Origin of the sequence: Streptomyces sp. 2A115 (assembly GCF_052245575.1) — a bacterium.
Taxonomy (GTDB): domain Bacteria; phylum Actinomycetota; class Actinomycetes; order Streptomycetales; family Streptomycetaceae; genus Streptomyces.
Map to the genome: position 1 here is coordinate 98,499 of NZ_JBQQCG010000009.1, position 18,486 is coordinate 116,984.

18 protein-coding genes are annotated in these 18,486 nt (G+C 68.1%); 3 read left to right on the plus strand and 15 right to left on the minus strand.

From position 1 onward, the window contains the following. Window positions 1-28 precede the first annotated feature (28 nt). Window positions 29-4,651, minus strand: coding sequence for an FtsK/SpoIIIE domain-containing protein (locus tag ACTWQR_RS10950; RefSeq protein WP_443226772.1), 4,623 nt, complete (start codon window positions 4,649-4,651; stop codon window positions 29-31). 272 nt (window positions 4,652-4,923) lie between these two features. Between ACTWQR_RS10950 and ACTWQR_RS10955 the strand changes: the two genes are divergently transcribed. Next, window positions 4,924-5,229: a WXG100 family type VII secretion target gene (locus tag ACTWQR_RS10955; RefSeq protein WP_443226773.1), complete on the plus strand. Its 306-nt coding sequence runs from the start codon at window positions 4,924-4,926 to the stop codon at window positions 5,227-5,229. A gap of 189 nt (window positions 5,230-5,418) precedes the next feature. Here ACTWQR_RS10955 and ACTWQR_RS10960 read toward each other — a convergent pair whose 3' ends face one another. From ACTWQR_RS10960 to ACTWQR_RS10970, 3 genes are read right to left on the minus strand one after another with little or no spacing between them, the layout of a single operon-like run. Further along, window positions 5,419-6,060 (minus strand): hypothetical protein, encoded by a 642-nt coding sequence (locus ACTWQR_RS10960; RefSeq protein WP_443226774.1) that lies wholly within the window; start codon window positions 6,058-6,060, stop codon window positions 5,419-5,421. A 43-nt stretch (window positions 6,061-6,103) separates the two neighbouring features. Next, complete coding sequence (locus tag ACTWQR_RS10965) at window positions 6,104-6,736, minus strand: hypothetical protein (RefSeq protein WP_443226775.1); 633 nt, start codon at window positions 6,734-6,736, stop codon at window positions 6,104-6,106. Further along, window positions 6,723-7,052 (minus strand): hypothetical protein, encoded by a 330-nt coding sequence (locus tag ACTWQR_RS10970; RefSeq protein WP_443226776.1) that lies wholly within the window; start codon window positions 7,050-7,052, stop codon window positions 6,723-6,725. The genes ACTWQR_RS10965 and ACTWQR_RS10970 overlap by 14 nt, the downstream gene beginning before the upstream one ends. A gap of 173 nt (window positions 7,053-7,225) precedes the next feature. Here ACTWQR_RS10970 and ACTWQR_RS10975 point away from each other — a divergent pair, with 173 nt between their 5' ends. Then, window positions 7,226-7,777, plus strand: a complete 552-nt coding sequence (locus ACTWQR_RS10975) for a hypothetical protein (protein WP_443226777.1) — start codon at window positions 7,226-7,228, stop codon at window positions 7,775-7,777. On the opposite strand, the gene ACTWQR_RS10980 is transcribed toward ACTWQR_RS10975, so the two are convergent. From ACTWQR_RS10980 to ACTWQR_RS11025, 10 genes are all read right to left on the minus strand, one after another. Beyond that, window positions 7,760-8,359 carry a hypothetical protein gene (locus ACTWQR_RS10980; RefSeq protein WP_443226778.1) on the minus strand — a complete coding sequence of 200 codons (600 nt, stop codon included), beginning with the start codon at window positions 8,357-8,359 and terminating at the stop codon, window positions 7,760-7,762. The two genes, ACTWQR_RS10975 and ACTWQR_RS10980, sit on opposite strands and share 18 nt — an antisense overlap. A gap of 5 nt (window positions 8,360-8,364) precedes the next feature. Then, a complete protein-coding gene (locus ACTWQR_RS10985) occupies window positions 8,365-9,753 on the minus strand; it encodes a hypothetical protein (protein WP_443226779.1) in 1,389 nt (462 codons plus the stop codon). After that, on the minus strand, window positions 9,750-10,052 hold the full coding sequence (locus ACTWQR_RS10990) for a DUF6317 family protein (protein ID WP_443226780.1): 303 nt from the start codon (window positions 10,050-10,052) through the stop codon (window positions 9,750-9,752). Before ACTWQR_RS10990 ends, ACTWQR_RS10985 begins: the two co-directional genes overlap by 4 nt. Window positions 10,053-10,057: 5 nt before the next feature. Then, complete coding sequence (locus ACTWQR_RS10995) at window positions 10,058-10,558, minus strand: hypothetical protein (protein WP_443226781.1); 501 nt, start codon at window positions 10,556-10,558, stop codon at window positions 10,058-10,060. Window positions 10,559-10,870: 312 nt separating this feature from the next. Then, window positions 10,871-12,133, minus strand: a complete 1,263-nt coding sequence (locus ACTWQR_RS11000; protein WP_443226782.1) for a hypothetical protein — start codon at window positions 12,131-12,133, stop codon at window positions 10,871-10,873. Beyond that, window positions 12,123-14,321, minus strand: a complete 2,199-nt coding sequence (locus tag ACTWQR_RS11005; protein ID WP_443226783.1) for a hypothetical protein — start codon at window positions 14,319-14,321, stop codon at window positions 12,123-12,125. Before ACTWQR_RS11005 ends, ACTWQR_RS11000 begins: the two co-directional genes overlap by 11 nt. 434 nt (window positions 14,322-14,755) lie before the next feature. Beyond that, entirely contained in the window at window positions 14,756-15,769 is a 1,014-nt protein-coding gene (locus ACTWQR_RS11010; protein WP_443226784.1) for a hypothetical protein, read from the minus strand. Window positions 15,770-15,789: 20 nt separating this feature from the next. After that, window positions 15,790-16,446, minus strand: coding sequence for a hypothetical protein (locus ACTWQR_RS11015; RefSeq protein WP_443226785.1), 657 nt, complete (start codon window positions 16,444-16,446; stop codon window positions 15,790-15,792). A gap of 380 nt (window positions 16,447-16,826) precedes the next feature. Next, entirely contained in the window at window positions 16,827-17,165 is a 339-nt protein-coding gene (locus ACTWQR_RS11020; protein WP_443226786.1) for a hypothetical protein, read from the minus strand. Continuing rightward, complete coding sequence (locus ACTWQR_RS11025) at window positions 17,162-17,455, minus strand: hypothetical protein (protein WP_443226787.1); 294 nt, start codon at window positions 17,453-17,455, stop codon at window positions 17,162-17,164. Before ACTWQR_RS11025 ends, ACTWQR_RS11020 begins: the two co-directional genes overlap by 4 nt. 223 nt (window positions 17,456-17,678) lie before the next feature. Between ACTWQR_RS11025 and ACTWQR_RS11030 the strand changes: the two genes are divergently transcribed. After that, window positions 17,679-17,909, plus strand: coding sequence for a winged helix-turn-helix domain-containing protein (locus ACTWQR_RS11030; protein ID WP_443226863.1), 231 nt, complete (start codon window positions 17,679-17,681; stop codon window positions 17,907-17,909). A gap of 400 nt (window positions 17,910-18,309) precedes the next feature. On the opposite strand, the gene ACTWQR_RS11035 is transcribed toward ACTWQR_RS11030, so the two are convergent. Beyond that, complete coding sequence (locus ACTWQR_RS11035) at window positions 18,310-18,480, minus strand: hypothetical protein (protein WP_443226788.1); 171 nt, start codon at window positions 18,478-18,480, stop codon at window positions 18,310-18,312. Window positions 18,481-18,486: the final 6 nt, after the last annotated feature.

Genomic DNA, 18,486 nt, shown 5'->3' on the forward strand with positions numbered 1-18,486 from the left:
CAGGCGTGTGGCGATGCCGCGCCAGTCCTTACATCGGCGTGGTGACCGTCATGTGCTCCCCGCTGCCCAGATGCAGCATCCCCTTGCCCGGCGCGATGGGACCGCCGACCATGCTCCGCGTCGTGCGGATCCCGATCAGGTCACCGGCGGACGAGTCCTGCGGCGACAGCAGAATCCCGCGGCGTGCCTTCTTCGCGTCGACCTGCCAGCCGGAGAACCCGTCACAGATCTCCTCCTCGTCACCGGCGATGACCACCGCGAGACCGTCCTCGGCGCCACGCTTCACGATGCGCTCGAAGACGTCCTCGGCGTCGCAGTCGTCCAGGACCTCGGCGTCATCGACGAGCACGACGACGGGCTGCTGCCTGGTGGCCGAGGCGATGGCCTCCTCGAGCTCGTCGGTCTCGATGTCGCTGCCCGTGAAGACCTGCAACACGCCTTCCTGGCCCTCCAGTTCACGCAACGGGGACTGACGCGGCGCCGCGACGACCAGCCGGACTCCCTGCGCGAGATACGAACGAGCGAAGTTCAGCAGCACCGTGCTGCGGCCGGACTTGGCGGGGCCGCCGATCACGAACGCGGGAATCCCCTCGGCGAGATCGGGGCCGAAAGCGGTCAGCTCGTCGCCGCCGACGCCCACGAGACCCCAGAGCGGGGAACCGTTCGTCTCCGGGGCGCGCATCGACCACGCGTCCGCGAAGGAGATACGGCTCGGCAGCACGTCGACCCGGAAGGGCCGGTGGGAGCGGGGGACGGCCGCGTCACGGGCGGTCGCGGCCTCGCCGATGGCGACCAGCGCGGCGGCCTGGCCCTGCCCGGTCGTGTCGTCGGCGAGCAGCGCGAACTGCGTCTCCGCGGCCGTCTCGTTCCTGAAGGCGCGTCCCGGGGGGATCTCCTCTGGAACCTTGCGGGAGTTGATGTCCAGCATCGAGAAGTCGCCGCGGTCCGCCAGCCGCAGGCCGTACTTGTCCTCGGTGAGGGAGGAGATCCGCCCGGCCAGCACCTGACGGTCACCGGTGATCACGACGTGGATGCCGACGCTCGCGCCCTCGCGCATCATGGTCATGAGCTGGTCGGTCAGGTCACCGTGGTCGTACTCGCCGAGCGTGGGCAGCCAGCCTTCCCAGCGGTCGAGCAGCAGGACGATGTGCGGCAGTCGCTCGGCCTGAGCCGCGGCGGCCCGCTGCTCACCGATGTCGGCGTAGCCATGCTCGGCGAACAGGTCCTGGCGGCGGGTGAGTTCACTCGTCAACCGGACGAAGAGGCGTACGACCCGTTCCAGCTGATTGCGCCCGACGACCGCTCCGCAGTGCGGCAGCCGGGTCAGCGCGTTGAGGGCGCCGTTGCCGCAGTCGATCCCGTACAGATGGACGTCGGCCACGGAGTGCGTACGGGCCAGTGAGCCCGCGATCGTCCGCAGGACCTGCGAGCGGCCCGTGCGCGGAGCGCCGCCGACGAGCAGATGCCCGAAGGTGGCGAAGTCCACGGCCACCGGACGGCGGGCCTGACTGGCCGGCAGGTCCTCGACGCCGTACGCGGCGGCGGGCAGCGCGCCCGCGCTCCGGACCGGGGGAATGTCGTCCAGCAGCAGGGTGTCCTCGAGGGCGGGCAGCCACGGGCTGTGCTGCGCCGGAATGGCCAGCGTCCGGTTGGCTTCCCGTACGGCGTCCACGAGCACCTTGAGGTCGGTGATCTCCTCTTCCTCGCGGGCCTCGGCCTTCGGCTTCACCAGCGCGGCCCGTCCGAGGTCCGCCCACTCGATCGGTCCGGCCCACGGCGCGAGCGCCTGCGGGTCGGCCGCCCCGGGACGGCGTCCGCCGACGCGGCCGGACTGGAAGGGGATGAGGGAGGCGTGTCCCAGACGTACGTACGCGCGACCGGGTGTGCTCTTGGAGATGTGACCGGCCTCGGGCGAGTCGATGACGTCGCTGGACTCGCTGCCGTCGGTCACGCGCAGCGCGATGCGCAGGTTGGTGTTCGCGCGGATCTCCGGCGAGACGACACCGCTGGGCCGCTGGGTGGCGAGCAGTAGGTGGATGCCGAGGGAGCGGCCTCGCTGGGCGATGTTGACCAGGCCGGCGACGAAGTCCGGGAGGTCACGGACCATGGACGCGAACTCGTCGATGACGATGAGCAGTCGGGGCACCGGAGGATGAGAGGGATCCCGGCGCACCAGATCCTGGTAGTCCTCGATGTCCTTGGCGTCGGCCGCCGCCAGAATGTGCTCGCGCCGCTTCAGCTCGGCGCCCAGCGACTCCAGCGCTCGCTCGACCAGGTGCGCGTCGAGGTCGGTCACCATGCCGACGGTGTGCGGAAGTTTCACGCAGTCCTTGAACGCCGAGCCACCCTTGTAGTCGACGAGCACGAACGTCATGTTCTCGGGGGTGTTGGCCACGGCGAGCGCCGCCACGATGGTCTGCAGCAGTTCCGACTTGCCCGAACCGGTCGTACCGGCGATCAGACCGTGCGGCCCGTCCCGCCGGATGTCGATGCCGAAGGGACCGTCGTACGACTCACCGACGACGGCCATCGTCGACTGCCCGCCCATCCGCCAGCGCGCGGCGACCGCGTCACTGGTCGGCGGCTCCAGCTGAAGCACGTCGAGCAGCCGGCTGGAGGCGGGCAGCGCGGAGTCCTCGGTCTCACCGCTGATGTCGCGCAGGGGGGACAGCGAGCGGGACAGCCGGGCGCACCAGGCGGGCGAGACGAAGTCGGGTCGTACGTCGCTCATGCGGCGGGTGCCGCTCTGCTCGACCCGCAGGCGCAGCTCGGGGGCCTTTTCCTCGCCCTCCGTGGTCGGTTCGGCTGTCTGATGCCAGGCGTGGAAGGACGGGAATCCGCCGCCTGCCGCGGGCTGCGCGGCGCCGAACCCGGCGGCCCCGCCAGCGGCTTCCTCGGTCCGCCGCGGCTCGGCGACGACCACGGCCTGGCACTCTCCGGGCAGGAACCGCTCCTCCTCGTCCAGGCAGATCGCGTACATGGCGACGCCCGGACCTTCGCGCAGCAGCCGTACGACGCCCGGCATCGAGCGCAGACGACGGGACCCGTCCCAGACGACCACGATGTCGGGGTCACTGAAGGCGGGACCGTCACCGCGACCGCCGCCGCCTTCCTTGAGCGCTTTCTGCCGTGCGTCCAGCAGCTGCGTCAGCTCACCGACCCTGGCGCCCACGGTCTCGGAGTCCATGCCGATCAGCACGTTGACGTCCTGGCCGCCCGACGGACGCGCATGGGGGAGCCAGCGCACCCAGTCCCAGCGCGTGTGGGCCTCGTTCTCCGTCAGCACGTAGAACTGCACGTCCATGGGACTGTGCATGACCGCCGCCTGGGCGACCGCCCACCGGCCGAGCGCCTCGGCCGAGTCACCGGGCCCGGCTATGCCGATGACACCGAGATCCTTGAGCGGCAGCGCCACCGGCGCGTCCTCGATGTCCCAGGTGACCTGACGCTTGTGGTCGTCCTGCTCCGGATCGTCGAGCACGACCACGGAGGGGACCCGGCCCGTACCGACCCGCATCAGCAGATGGTCGGCGTCGGTGCGCCGCCGTTCCCACAGCCGGGTACGGGGACCGGTGCCGAAGTTCAGTACGGCGGCGGGGTCCGGGATGGCGTTCCGCCGGTCCAACCGCTCGGTGCGCAGCGCGTCCTGGGCGTCCTTCTCGATGCGCTCCTTGGTCTCCTTGTACTCCTTCACCTGCTTCGCATGCGACTTCCGGCCGTGCTTCTTGTCCATGAAGTAGTTGCCGAAGAGCATGATCGGGCTCAGTCCGGCCATGATCAGGTAGTACCAGCGCTGGAAGATCATGGCCGCGACCACGGCACCGACCAGCGGGAACAGCGCCATGAGCCAGGGCAGCGGCCGCGCTTCGTACTCTCCGGGGGGCGAGGGCAGCCGGAAGTGGGTCTGGCGCTCGGCCGGCCGCAGCCGCGGGGGCCGGTTGTAGTCGAGTCCGGCGCCGTCGTCCGACCATTTCAGGGCCGCGTTCGGCGGCGTGTAACCGACGATTTCCAGCAGGCTGTTGCCGATGGCGAGTTGTGAGCCGAGGGGCCAGTCGTCGCCGTCGAGTTCGGCGCCGTCGAGGCGAGGAATCGGCGGGCTGCTGGTACTCCTCGTGTCACCCTTGTCGTTGTTGCCGCTCTTCTCGCCCTTGCCGTTCTTGTCGCCATGAAGGGTGACTTGGCAGGTGCCATCGATTGCGATCGACAACGTCGCCGCGCGGGGGGCCAGTTCCGGATCGTCGATACGGATGGGTGCGGCCGGGCCGCTGCCGATGTCGTACCGTCCCACTCCGAGCCGATGCACGGCACCGGCCGCCGGACCGCCGACCACGCGGAACTCCACGACTCCGGTGGGCTCTCCGAGCAGACAGCCGGCCGGATCGTGGAGGCTGACGACGGCTCCCTCCCGGAGCGGCGACCCGACGACGGTCGCGCTCGGGTCGAGGGCGTACCCGTCGACGAATGCCTGCGCGACTCCGCCGCCCGGGCTGCGATGCGCACCTATGGGGATGATCTGCGCACTGTCGCCCAGACCGACGTGCCGCGCCAACTCCCGCGTGATGTCACCGACCGAGGACTCCGGATCGGCGTCGAGCACCACATCGGCCTTGGCGCCGCCGATGGGGTCGACGACGGTCAGACTCAGGCGCACGTTCGTCCTCCTCGTTGGGCTGAGGCCGCCCCCGCAACGCTGAACACAGTGGAAGTGACCACACAGTGGAAGTGACCTTAGCCGCCCCGCCTTTCCCTCCCGCAACGGGATGTGCAACGGGATGTGCACGGGCTCACGGTCCCGTTACCCAACAGCCCTGTGATCCCAACAGCCCCACCCGTAGGATCTTTGCTCACGCGGATGGCCGAAGATCCGCATGACGCCGCCAGCGGGGGTAGGCCCTGCGGCGATCCGAACGGGAGGGGGCCGTCATGGCCAAGGACGCAGATCTCACTTATGCCGAGATGGAGAAGGAGGCCGGCAAGCTTCTGAAGGACATGGACCGGCTGCACACGGAACTCGACACGATCGACGACCGGATCAGGACGCTGGTGGACAACGGCGGCTACACGACCCAGAAGGGTTCGTCGGCCTTCGAGGAGTCCTTCAAGGACTTCACCAAGGGCGCGAAGAAGACCATTGAGGGACTTGAGGGCATGTCCAAGTTCCTGACGAAGGCCAAAGAGGCTTACGAGAACCTGGATGAGCAGCTGGCTCGGGGGGTCAAGGGCGGCTGAGGCCCCGGTCTCCTTGGTGTGCGGTGCGATGGGGCGCTGTTGGCGTCCCCATCGCACCCGCGCGTCCATCGCTTACGGGTCTCGGTGCATGTGCCTGAACTGCCCGACCCCGAGCCGGTTCACGGCACCGGCCGCGGGTCCGCTCCAACCCTTTCCCCGAGGATTCTCAAGATTCCCCGACAGAGGCGCTCAATGAGCCGCCCCAGGAAGCCGGAGCGTCCGCGCGAAGTCGTCCAGGGCCTCCATCGCCGCGGCGATCACTTCCGGATCGTCGTGGTGCCCGCGTAGGCAGACGTCGGGGAGGCCGGGCACGGTGTGCCAGTGGTACGTCACCGAGGTCATCATGATGGTGCGGTCCGCGGGGTAGGAGCGGGTGACCCGGACCCCGTCCGAGCCCAGGTACGGGGAGGCGAAAGCGACGCTGCCGGTTCGCTGCTGCCACTCGGGGATCTCCGGGTGCGGCACCGTGAGCGCGGCGATTCCCTCGCAGGAGGCCGCGTCGGGGGCCTGGCAGTGGAAGCGGGTGGCGTGCATCACCAGCGGCATGAGCTGCAGTGGAACGGCGTGGTAGATGAACGCCTCGTCGGCCTGGAGCTTGTCCCGGAGCGTCACCAGCGTCTGCTCGTAGAAGTTCTTGTGGAACTTGCGGAGTTTGCGGGTGAGTTCGATGCCTTGGACCATGGCGATGCCGGTCAAGTGCAGGTCCAGCCACTCCTTGAAGTTCGCCTTGTCGATCTGGAGGTGGAGATAGCCCCAGAGGTCGGGGTTGGCATCCGTGTCGATGGGGAGCGGGGTGCCGAGATCGGTGCTCCACAGGGTGCCGTCGGACATGAGGGGTCTCTTTCGTCGGGGGCGCGGGTGGTGGAGGAAGCCTTCAGACATAGCTCCAGCGGAACGTGCCCATCACGGCGTCGAACAGCTCCACGAGGGCGTCGGTGAAGGCCGGCTCAGAGTCGGGCGCGATCAGAGCGCTGAAGGAGAAGGTGAGGTACTTGTCGGGGGTGCTGTCCGGGACCGGCACGAAGTACTCGACCCGGCGGTGCGCGACCTCGATGCCCTGTGAGGTGCTGGCGGGGACCTCTCGTTCCGAGCGCAGGGCCGTGGTGTGGTCGAGCTCCCGCATCTCGGCTCCGGGGGTCTCGGAGGCGAGCGCCATCATGACCGCTTCCGGTCCGCTGTCGGGCCTGACACTCGGAATTTCGATCGGTTCGGAGGCGACGATCGAGACGGGCAGGGTGATGCCGTGGAGGCGTTCGGTGGGGAGGTAGAGGGTGAGACCTCCCTTGGAACGGGCCCTGCGGACGACCTTCTTCATCTCCTTGGCGAGCTTCAGCCGGGCCTGCGGAATGTCGTCCTTGGGAAAGCCGACGGGCAGCTGCGCGACGGCCTTGCGGATGACGTGGTCCACCGCTGCGGCGGTGCCCTGGCGAAGCGGAATGGTGTCCCAGCCGGGCGGCGGGACCAGGTTGAAGCCGGCCGGGGCCCGGCGGTGCTCAGCGGTGGTCACGGCGCTCCTTGATGCCTTCCACGACAAAGGCGAGACCGACGAAGAGCGCCCACGCCGGTGCGGCGAAGATGCCCGGCCAGAAACCGAGGAGCATCGAGGGCAGGAAGAAGCCGCCGCCCATGGCGAGATCCCGGGTGAGGTGGGGCGGGCGGTCGGCATTCTGCCCCGTCCCTTTCGGCATTTTGGTCATGGCCCGCCCCATGTCGTCCATGACGCCGTTGAGCCCTCTGCTCAGGCCGGCGGTTCGGGCGGCCTGAGCAGCGCCCACAGTGGCCTTGGCGCCGCAATCGTGAACACTTTCCGGGAAAGTGTTCACGCTTTTCGCAGCTGGTGCCCCGGCGGAGGGGAATTGGCCAACAGGGTCCGTCCATGGACGTGACACGTTCCACGTCCCCGCCGATCCCGTTCGAATCCCAGCGGCTGCCTGACTGCTCCTGACCGACTGGGCCAGCTATCCTCATCCGGACCTGGCGAGGAATGGGAGAGTCCATGTCTGTTGGATCAGGGGCCGGGAAGCCCCAGGCGCAGAGTGGTGGGCGCTCGCTGGCAGGGAACATCGCATTTGGTGCGGGGCTTCTGCTGGTCCTGGCGACCATAACGCTCGGCGGCTACGCGGGCGCTGCCCTGATCGCCGGCTTGGCCGACGACTCCTTCTTGTCGTCAGCTGTCCCTGACGACGGGCGGGCTGCCGTGATCGTCGGAGGTACCGGCATGGGTGGACTGCTGGGGCTGATGCTGCCGCTGAATCTCCTCGCGGCGGTCCGGGGGACCGAGGAGAATCCCAGGCTCGGACCGGGCGAGGCCCTGCTCAAGGCGCTCGCCACTGTTGTGATCAGCGTCTACCTGGTTGTTGTCTCGCTGCTTGCCGCCCAGCTCGGCTGGATCCTTCCCGAAGGGGTCGTCACGCTGCTGAGCGTCTTCGTCGTCGGATTCAGCTGGCTGCCTCTGGTGATGATTCCCTGGGAACGGTTCGGGCTGGGGGCTATGGGAGGGCTGCGCGTGACTTCGCGTGCTCGCGGCGGTTCAGGTAAGTCGGACTGAGGTCGCCAACTCGTCGGCAACCTTGGCGAGTTCCTCGCCGAGCCCGATGACTCTCCAGAGAAGTCGGCACTCCAGCGCGGTGGAATGCGCCCGGGGCAGGATGTAGTGGGCCACACCTTCCAGCACTGAGCCGCTGCCGGAGTCGGGGTCGGTGGGTTCCAGCCGGTGCACGCGGAGCGCGGCGCCCAGCGGAAGCTCGACTTCGGTGATGTCCGGAGGCCTGAAGTACGGTCCTTCGGCGCGCTCGGCCTCGGCACGCAGCGCGTCCAGGCGCAGTGACTCCGACGGAATGCTCAACTCCCGTACGGAGTAGAAGGCGACGACGCCACTGTCCGGAGGCGTGTGCAGCGCTGCGCACAGCGCTTGCTGGCGCTTCGCCACGCGCCAGTACCAGAGCACATCCTCGGCGAACGCCGCGCGCCAATCAATGGGTACCTCAGCCGTGAAGTGCTCCTCGGCCACCAACTGTGCCCATGCGTCCGGCTGCTGGGCGGTGAGGTCGAGAATGAGCCAGTTGTGCGGGGCGGGCAGCGTGACTCGGCACTGGTTCCAGTCCGCGGCTGCGGTGTCTGCGGTGTGCATCAGGGCTACCGCCCCGCCAAGGACGCGTCGGGTCCGGTCACATCGATCTCATCGTTCCCGAAGAGCCCGGCGAAGCTTTTGAAGTCCGCGCCCGCCGCGGTACCCGTGGCACCGATTGCCCATGAGTTGTACTGCATGGCTTGTTTGAAAGCGTCGGGTGTGCCGACGAAGTTCAGGTCCGCGGGATCGATGTTCTTGATACGGGCCAGTTCGTCGACCATTCCCGGCCCCGCGTACATGCTGCCGATGCCGCGTACGCCACCCGCGTTCCAAGCGTCCCGCCATGCGGCGACGTTGTCACTGCCCTTGAACAGGTCCCTCCAGTTGCCCCGGATCGTGCCGAGGTCGTCGGCGAAGGAACCGGGCAGGCCCCTGAAGGCGGCACCCAAGGAGACATTCGGCGCCGCGGCACTCGTGGTCGCTCCGGCTCTGGCACCGACCATCTCCACGACGAGTGCACGTCGTGCCGCCGAATCGAGATTCGGGTGCCATCCGCGTACGTACTGGGTTGCCGCATTCCAGACGCGGCTCCGCCCGGCTGTGGCGGCGAGCTTGGCGCCGGCGGAGAAGACGCGGCCGATACCGAAGGTCGCCAGCCCCAGAACGTCCATGGCGACATCGCCCCACGACCCGTCGCCGTTGATGGCCAGGAGGACGTGGCAGACGAGCGAGATGGCGGTCGCGATCAGCGCGATCGTGCCCAGAACACCGGCGAGAGCCTGCCCGATGATCGGGATCCAGCCGACCAGGAGGGCCAGCAACCCGCACACGGCCGCGATGGCTCCCGCGACATCGGCGATGATTTTCAGGGTGTCGCGCAGGTCGTCCAGCCAGGAGTCGTTGAGGTCATCGCTTTCGGTGATCTCGCGGATGCGCTTGGCCGCCGCGTTGCCTGCTGTGTTGTGCCGACTCTTGAGCGTGGCGAGCTTTCCGCGCAGCTCGTCGAGTTCGCCCTGCAGATCCGTGACTTTGGTGTCGAGCTTCTTCTGCCCGGCCTTGTCGGTGTCCTTGGGCGGGTTGTCTGCCTGGGACTGCGCCGTGGTGAGATCGCCGCTCTTCGTCTCGGCTTGGGTGAGAAGCCGATCCGCCTCGCCCTGGATCGTTTCGAGCTCGGTGTAGTACTCCTTGAGGGCGGCACCGGCCTCGTCGTAGCGGTCGTACGCCTTGCTCACGGTCTTCGCCGTACCACTTGCCTTTTCGGCGAACTCCCGGCCCGCGTCGGAGTCCCAGCTCTTCAGGTCTCCGAGGCGGCGCAGTGCGGCGGCGGTATCGGAGATCGTCTTGGCCGTGGCAGCGAATCGCTTGGACAGCGCCGTGAGGTCGTGCACGTCACCCGGGACCGGGTCGTCGCTCTCACTCAGCGCTTCCCAGCGGTAGTCGGCGGGGCGGGTCACTTCTTCTTGTCCTTGCCTACGAGTGCCTTGTAGAGCTCGGTGTCGATCTCGGTGTATGCCTCGCCGGCTGTCTTGGCGATCTCGCCCAGACCCTTGATCTCCTCGATCATCTTCTCGCGGTTGTCGTTCCAGCCGTCCGAGAATTCCTGTAGCCGTTCCTGGAGCTGCTGGTGGCCGACCGTTCGCCGGTCGTAGGTGTCCATGAGCTTGTCGAGCCCCTCGAACTCCGTGGCCACGGTCCGTAGTCCTCTGCCGGCCGCGTTCAGGTCGTCGATGGAGACCCTGAGCCGCTCGCCCATCTCTGTTACCCCCGTGATTCCTGATTCTGCGAACGCCAGCGCAGAGTACCCGCGACCGCGTCGAAGAGCTCCACCATCGCGTCCGCGATCGGTTCCAGAGGAGTGCTGAACGTCAGCATCAGTACTTCGTCCCGATCAGGGACCGGGACGAAGTACTCCACGATCGTGTCCTCGAACTCCGTGCCCAGCCGCCGGGCTTCCCGGGTTCGCTCCGTGCGTCGCCGACGTGCCGCACGTCCGGCGGCAGGCAGACGTACCGGAGCCACCTCGCCTTTGCCCGCCAGTGCCGCGACAGCGTCGAGACTGTCGAATCGATGGTGGAGCCTCGAGATCAGCAGCGAGGCGGACAGCGGGATTCCGGCCGCCTCCAGAAACGACAGGTAGAGCACCACCCCACCTTGGTCGGCCCCCGCTTCGGCGGCGCCCAGCAACTGCTTCTCGGACCGGCGGCGCAGCATCGGCTGATCGTCCACTCCGGCGAACTGCCTTTTGACCAAGGCGCTCACTGAAGTTTCCCGCTGTTCCAAGGGGTGCAGTGGGATGCGATACCAGTCTTCGGGTGTGATCAGACCGAAAACATTCTCGCCACCGGCGGCCCGGTCGGACAGTGTGGTTTGCTGCATGCTCATTCTCTCGGGTCGCGACGGGCCCCACTCGGGTGGGGACGGCTTGGCCTCCCGTGGGACGAACGCTGAGTCAAGGGCACCGACGCTATCCGTGGGGTACCTGGTTTCGCCACAGTCACCTTCTCTTACAAGAGATGACAGACGGGACCAATTCGAATTGGGCTGACGGTCTCGTCGGTCGTATCCGTCGTGTCAGCCCCGCTCGGGGACAGTGAGATCCCGGGAGAAGTCCCCCCGCCCCACCCGAAGCGCCAAGCTGTCCTCCGGCCCCGCCAGCAGTGAGCCGTAACCTGTCCTCGACCAAAGGCTGTTGGACACCTCGAAGTACGGCACAAGCCGGTCGTCCTCCGTCGTGCTCATGAGTACCTCCGGAGCCCGTCGCGAACGCACTGCCTCCGTGCAGGTCGTGCACGTCGCCACCCGGAGCGATTCGCGGCGGCCGAGGAGGCGCCAGGTGATGTGGGAGGCGGCGCGGCCATGGAGGGGGTTGAAGAAGCAGAGGGGGAGGGGAGCGGGGGTGATGAGGGCCGCCAGGGCATCGTGGCCCTCGGCGACCAGGGCCAGGACTCCGGCCAGGTCCGGTGTGCCGCGGGCCGCGTCGAGGACCGTGCCGGCAGCGGCGTAGGCGTCAAGTGCTCGCTGTAGGTCAGAGGTCGAAGAAGTCGCCGACTGGACCGATTCGCCCAGTGACAGGACCTCCGCCTCGGCCTGGCGGCGGAGTAGGGCCTCGTCGGCCGTGCGGGCTGCGGTGAACACCGCGCGGGGGTATGGGAGGGGTACGCGTCGGCGGCGTACGAAGAGGAAGGCGACGAAGGCCGCTGCGAGGGCCAGTACGGCGATCAGTGCCGGCCACAGCCATGGTTGCGTTGAAGTGCCTTTCTCGGAGCGGGAGTTCGATGGCGGCGGGTCGCCGCCCAAGTCCTCTGTCGCCTCCTCGTACGCCTTCTCCCCGTCACCCTCCTCCACCAGCTCGATCGCCTTCGCCGTCCGGTCCGCCAGGCCCGTGTCCTCCATCGCGTCCAGGAAGCCGACCGCGGCCACCGCGTCCTGCGCCTGGTGGGCTTCGCCTGGCCATTCGTATCCGTTCAGGGAGTCGGTGAAGTTGCCGTCCGTGGTGATGAGGATGAGGTCGCGCACGCCGAGGCGGTCGTGGACGATCTCCGCGAGCGTGGCCGAGTCGCCGTTGAAGGAGTCGCCCTTGGTGAGGGGAGTCAGAACTACCTTGATGGGGAGGTCAGTTCGAGCGACCTGATCGGCCAGCTCCCGCTGGCGGGTGGGTGGGACCGAGCCCTCGTACGCAGGGTCGACGTACACGGGCGACGAGCGCAAGGCGTTCGCGATGCGTTCGCCGGGGCTCGGGGCCTTCGCCCAGGACGCCGCCGGGACAGCGGCGAGGAGCAGAGCGGTCACGAGAGTGGTGAGGAGCAGGACGGCGGGGTCTCGCTTAGCGGACACTGGCGAACTCCCGCACATGATCGATGAGTTGGAGAATTCCGTCGCGTACGGCGGGAAGGGGCCCCTCGACCTCCTCGTACGGCACGCGCTCGTGGCGCTCCTGCCCCGGCAGCGTCATCCGGAGCGTGTGCACCGCGCCCGGCTCGACGATGGCCGTGTCGCGGCACACCTCGCAGACGGGGAGCATGCGCCTGCGTACGGTCTCGGTGGGGCCGGAGATGCGTACATGATGGCGGCTGACCGCCGGGCCGTGCAGGGGGTTCAGGCCGCAGCAGAAGTTGTTCGTGTTGCCGGTGAGGGCGGCCCGGCCGGCGCGGGCGAGGACGATGACCGCCACCAGGGAGGCGGGCTGCATGTCGTCGTCGGAAAGCGCGCCGATATCGCCGTCGACGAGCAGCATCGCGGCGTCGAAACAGTCCCAGGCGCGGATGCTCGCCTCGGGGGCAGGTGCGGTGCCGGTGGGGTCGCAGTGCCCGTCCCTGTCGGTGAACTCCCTTGCCAGCGTGCCGAGTTCCGTACGAGCCGTCCGGCGCAGGTACGCGGTCGGCGGGTCTGTCGGCGCCTCCAGGGGCAACACCGTCGTCGGCACGGGCGCAGGGTTGCGTCGGCGCAGCACCGCGCCGACGATTCCGAGCACCACTGCGACGAGCGTGGAGCCGAGCAGCGCGGCCACGGCTCCGACGATCAGTCCGGGCCAGAAGTCGCCGGAGAAGAGCGGGGGGAGAGCGTGCGTGTCAATGGGTTCCCGACTCGGGACAACGTCAGGGGAGTTGGGCTCCTCCGTACGCGGTGTCTTGTCGAGGAACGTCATGAGCTGGTCGAGGCGTTCGCCGAGCCGATAGCCGTCCGACTTGCCCGACCCGGCGGAGTGATCGCCGGCACCGATGGAGTCCGGCAGTTCGAGGGTGAGGTGGTTGTTGTCGAGGCGCAGGCCGTAACTGAGGACGCTGATGTCTCCCTCGAGCGGGTCGGCGACGACGTACACGCCGTCCCTGCCCAGCTTCTTGTACACCGCTGATGCGAAGACGTCCGCGTTGCCGTCCGACTCGTCCCCGGACATCGTCGGGACGACGGACAGGTAGATCGGTCCGCCGTCTTCGGAACGGCCGAACTCCTCTATACGTCGGCCCAGTTGGTCCCTCTGCTCGGCGTCGAGGACGCGCGGGCTCTCCGGATCCTCGTAGACCGGATCCTGCCGCAGCCCCTTCGCGACCCGGTCGATCCGAGCCGACAGATCGGCGGCGGTGGACGTCTGCGCGGCGCTCGACGTGGTCTGGTCGAAGGTGAGCCAAGAGCCGAGGGCGATCGCGACGGCGGCGAGGAGGGCGAGGCCGGTCACCGCGCCACGGGGTACGCGGGATGCGGCGGCGTCCGGATTCGCTGCGTCGGGATCCGCGGCGTCCGAATTCGCGGTGCGCGCCGAGGGCAGTCGGCGCCGCCAGCGACGTACGAACGTCGTGAGCAGCAGAATCAGCAGAGGTACGCCGACGAGCAGAATCCCGGTGAGGAACGACTGGTTGTCGCGGTCCGTCGGACCGATGTACAGCGGTTCGGGATCCTCGCCGGTGCCGCTGCCGTGCTTCTCGCGCGCTGCCTCAGCCCGTGCAGCCGCCTTCTCGCCGCCCAGCGCGACAACTTCGGCGAACCGCTCGAAACTCTTCAACGGCCCCGCGTCGTAAGGCAGTTCATACGACGTCACGGTCGCGGCGTCGTCGGCCGGCGCCCGCACCCCGTACGCCACCGCGTCCGTCACGCCGACGTTGTCCACCAGCACGTACACCCCGTCCCGCCCGAGCCGGTCGTGCACCGCACCGAGCAGCGCCTCACCGGTGTGCCGGTCGGCGAGCACGAGGACGTACGTCGGCACGCCTGTGCCCTTCGCGAGCCGGGCGAAGTCGGAGGTCGTGGACTGGGGAATTTCCCGGGGGAGTTGGTCGGTCACGTAGACCGGGTTGGTGCGGAGGCGGTCGGCGAGGTGGGCGGCTTGGGTGGTATCGGCGGCCCTTGCGGGGATGGCGGTGGAGGTCGCGGTCAGGAGGGCGGACAGCAGGAGGAGCACGAGTGCGAGGACGTATTTCCGGCGAGCGTCGGGCCGTGCCTCGTGGCGTACGTCGTAGTCGTAGGGAGTGATCGCCGTCGCCGGTACGTTTCGTGCGTATCGTCCGTCTCGCAGGCCCCGTGGTCTCATTCGCGGCACCCTACTTATCCGTTCGCTTTGGCGAAACGGGGACTGGACCGGCTTGCACGATGTGCGGGCCCTCGGCCGATACGTATCCGTCATTCGGGAGCCGGGCGTTGCCCAGGGCGGCCAGGAGAGTTCGCATCCGAGCAGCAGTCAACGGGGCCCGGGCACTTCGCCTGGCTGCGTGGTACCGGCCGTTTCAGCATCCGTGCCCGTGCCCCTGCCCCGTCTCCGCATGCGCGGCGCGCGGAGTCCATACGATCGCTGATCGTCGAGAAGGCCTTCTGTAGATCCTCGAAGACGGTGTCTTCGAGGCGCAGGTCGCTCATGTTGTGTTCCGGGTTCCCTGAGCGGTTGTGCAGGTGGGGAATGTGGGGGATGGAGAGGGGCAGTCGCGGTCGGTCCCGGCTGGCTGTACCGACCGCGAAGCGCGTTCCCGCTCAGCGGTTGACGGACTGGATCTCCTGGACGATGACGGCCTGTTCGTTGCCGAACTCGCCGTTGGGGAGGTCTCCGCCCGCGCCGCCGGTGCCGGCCCAGGTGACTTCCCACGTGACAGTCGCCTGGAGTTTGAAGGTGCCGTCGCCGGAGGAGCGGAGGTATTTGAGGCCGCAGGGTGGTGTCTGGTTCGCCTTGCCCTTGGCGTACGGCTCGCCGATTGAACCGTCATCGTTGATCGCGCACTCGCCGGAGGCGGGATAGGTCTCGGCGTCCTCGGTGCCCGGCTCCAGCCTGAGGGAGACCGGCTTGGCGGTGGTGGTCGCCTGGATGTTGAGTCCGCCGGCGTTGAGCTGGGCGGTGACGTCGACCTCCTTGAACGTGGCCTTGTCCAGCCAGGCCCACGTCGGGAGGTTGACCTTGGTGTTCTCCTCGGGCGCGAGCGTGACCTCGGTCTCGGGGAGTTGGAGGCGGTTGTAGGCGAGCTCGGCCAGTACCTCCGGGGTGACGGCGTTCGGGACCCCCGGGTCGTCGCCGTTCTCGACCCAGAACGGCTGCTCGTCGCAGATCTGGGCCTCGGGCTCCAACCAGCGGTCCTCGTCACGGACGGCGACCCACCAGTTGCCCTCGTCCGCCTTGTCCTTGTTGTAGTCCGTGTACTCGCCGTCTTTGTACTTGTCCCTGTACTGACCGACAGCCGTCTTGGCGTAGCCGTGCTGACCGGGGTAGTTGACCGTCTCGTTGTAGGTGTCCTCGACGGACTTGCCGAACTGGTCGGGCGTACGGGGCTCGTACCAGCAGGCCGGCGGGTCCCAGTCGCCGACGGGCCGCACGTTGCCGGTCTTGGCTCGGCCACCGCCTCCGGTACTGCCGCTGAAGGTGACCAGGGACTCGATGGCACCGCCGCGCTGGTTGCCGCTGGTCTGAGTGCCACTTCCCTGCGCGTTACCGCCGCCCCTGTCGGCGAATGCGGTGCCGGGAGTCAGTATCAACGCGGTGGCAGCCGCTCCCGCCACGAGCCACCTTCCCCGCGGTGTCACGGAGCGCACTTCGCGTTCCCCCTCTCCGAGAGGAGACTCGTGGTCTGCCAGATGCCTTGCTCGTTCTTCTCCACGCGTGAGTTGTAGGTGACGTACGAGTTCTTGGTCACGGTCGTCTTGTCGGCCTTGTTGGTCTTCCGATCCTTGTCGTACGCCTTGCTCTCGTCGGAGCAGTAGGCGAGGGCGGCGGTGTCCTTGTCGACGACCTTGAGCTCGGGGTTGAAGTAGCGAGTCTTCCCGGTGATCGACTTACCGTCGTTCTTGTAGCCCTGGACCCACTCCACGGCTCCGATCAGAGCCTCACCCTTGTAGTAGAACTTGATCGCTTCGGAGTCCGGATCGCCTGCTGTGATGGCCGCGTCAGTGGCGTTGATGCGTCGGGTGACGTCCGCGAGCACCGCGTCCTTGGCCGCGTCGCCCGCCTTCCAGTTCTCGAAGGCGTTCGTGACGTCCTTGGGGAGCGTGACCTCAGGCCGCGCGACGGAGTCCGACGCGTCGGCACTCGGTGAAGCCGACTCCTCAGAACCCCCCTGATCGGCCCCGGCGATCTTGTCGCTGTCGTTGGACGTGTCGTCCCCGCCGCCGCAGGCCGTCAGCAGCAGGGCTGCTGTCGCGGCGAGCGCGGTAGCAACGGGCAAAGTGCGGCGCTTCACAGTGAACTCCCCGTGAGACAAAGAAACAGTCAAGAGCAACGACGGTATCCATGGGGCTATAGGTTTCGCTACAGCGAACTTCCTTGCATGGCTGGGCGGATAAGGACGAATTGGGGCAAGCGGATGGCTCTTGTGGCCTGATCGTGTCAGGGCGCACAACGGCCCCGAACGCCACGCGAGCATTCGGGGCCGTGCGATGTCGGGCCGACCCAGCCCGAGTCCGCCCAGCAAGGTGATTGGAAGGTTTGGGACGGTTTTCCGAGGCCATGCGTGTCCCAGACCTTCCAATTACCTGGTAGGGCTCGGCTCTGGTCGGCTTCGGAGGGGTGGATTCTGTCGGTGGGTGGGTTCCGTAGGGCGTGGGATGCGCTGTGTGAGGGTTACCGGGCTCGGCAGCGTTGGCATTCGCACTTCGGGTACGCCGACGTACGCGGCAGCGGGGTGGCTCGGCCGTCGGTCAGGACTTCGACCTTGCCCCGGTCCTCGGTCACCGTGCCCTGCGCGTTGACCTTGTAGACGCGGAGGGTGAGGCGGGGCCGGGGGCGGGTGGTTTCCGGGATTTCCAGTACGTCGGTCATGGGTGGGTAGTGGTCGGCGCACTCTGTGCACGCGTACACGTTGAAGCCTGGGCCCGTCGCCGCGTACACCTCGTGGACCAGGATCGGGGCGTCCGTGGTGCGGTGGCAGCGGGCGCACATCCGTACGGCGGGGCGCGTCATCGGGCGGCCACCGGGACGCCGTGGATGTGGTCCGGGCCTACGTCGATGCCCAGCGTGGCGAGGTAGAGGGCGCGGCGGCGTTCGCGTTGGCGGCGTCGGTGTTCGGCGGGGTCCAGGACGTACGGGCGTACGAGACGGGACGCGTTGCCGTCGAGGAGCTCGGTGAAACGGGGTGGCGGGGCGGGGGTGATTCGGAGGGGTGGGACCGCGCCGAGGCGGTGGCGGCCTCGGGGGCGTGGGGTACAGATGCTCAGCATCCAGCTGAGGAAGCGGACGGTAAGTTCCAGCATGTTGGCGCTCCTGGTTAGGTTCAGCGTCGGCCACGCCCCGGGACGGCTTGCCTCCGTCGCCGGGGTCTTTCGTGCAATCGGCCTACAGTGCTGCGCATGTCAGTGCATAGCAGTGCGCAGCAATAGGGGCATCGCTGCAGCTCAGTGCTGTTTTACGATGGTTGTTATGGCAGCAGACACAGGCGGTTCACCGATCGATCCCAACAAGATCGCGTACGTCTACATGCAGGTGGCTGACCACATCGCTGCCCGGATCGCGTCGGGTGAGCTCAGCCCGGGAGCGCGCCTGCCCGGTGAGCGGGATCTCGGTGCGGAGTACGGGGTCGCCTACCTGACCGCCCGCCGCGCAGTCCGCGAACTCCGCGAACGCGGTCTCGTCGTCACGCTCCCCGCGAAGGGCACCTTCGTCGCGTACCCAGAGGCGGACGAGCCCGCCAACGACGGCCAGGAGTAACGGCGTTGCGGCCTCGCGCACGCCGAAGGCGTCGTCGTCCGTCGCGCGTGCGTGCGTGCGTGCCTGAAGCCTCGCCCAACCCGCCTTCCGGCACACCGCCTCGACGTGGACGTCGACCGGGTTCAGCACGGCCAGATACGCCTCGATGTCCTCCGGGTCGCTGGTGAAGATCACGGCGCTGCCGTGCTTCACGGCGGACAGGGCCACCCACGCGTGCACCGCGTCCGGCTTCTTCTTGGGAGGGAGTTTCGCCTCTCCCAATGCCGCGCCGATGCCGCGCCGATGCGGCGCCAGTCGGTGATGTCAGGGCCGGTGGCGCATGCGATGCACACGGGCTGACCGGCCCTCGTCTCGCGCATTGACGGTTCGGAGGCTCGGGCCTGTGGGACCGTGCAGTCCTTCAGGTGCCGGACAGCGCGTGGATGATCGCTGGACGCGGGCGCCACACCTGGGCGAGAACGGGGCCGAGGACGAGCGCGCGGTGGGGCGTGGCGCTGAGGCCGTTGTGCAGGGCGACGGCCTTCGTCTTCCGGTCCGCCAGGGCGATGAGTAGGCGGCACCTGCCAGGCAATGCCGC

Bases quoted from the DNA above. Each gene is read 5' to 3' on its own strand.
- ACTWQR_RS10955 (WP_443226773.1), top strand. From the start codon at position 4,924: ATGGCCAAGGACGCAGATCTCACTTATGCCGAGATGGAGAAGGAGGCC.
- ACTWQR_RS10960 (WP_443226774.1), bottom strand. From the start codon at position 6,060: ATGTCCGACGGCACCCTGTGGAGCACCGATCTCGGCACCCCGCTCCCC.
- ACTWQR_RS10975 (WP_443226777.1), top strand. From the start codon at position 7,226: ATGTCTGTTGGATCAGGGGCCGGGAAGCCCCAGGCGCAGAGTGGTGGG.
- ACTWQR_RS10980 (WP_443226778.1), bottom strand. From the start codon at position 8,359: ATGCACACCGCAGACACCGCAGCCGCGGACTGGAACCAGTGCCGAGTC.
- ACTWQR_RS10990 (WP_443226780.1), bottom strand. From the start codon at position 10,052: ATGGGCGAGCGGCTCAGGGTCTCCATCGACGACCTGAACGCGGCCGGC.
- ACTWQR_RS11005 (WP_443226783.1), bottom strand. From the start codon at position 14,321: ATGAGACCACGGGGCCTGCGAGACGGACGATACGCACGAAACGTACCG.
- ACTWQR_RS11020 (WP_443226786.1), bottom strand. From the start codon at position 17,165: ATGACGCGCCCCGCCGTACGGATGTGCGCCCGCTGCCACCGCACCACG.
- ACTWQR_RS11025 (WP_443226787.1), bottom strand. From the start codon at position 17,455: ATGCTGGAACTTACCGTCCGCTTCCTCAGCTGGATGCTGAGCATCTGT.
- ACTWQR_RS11030 (WP_443226863.1), top strand. From the start codon at position 17,679: ATGCAGGTGGCTGACCACATCGCTGCCCGGATCGCGTCGGGTGAGCTC.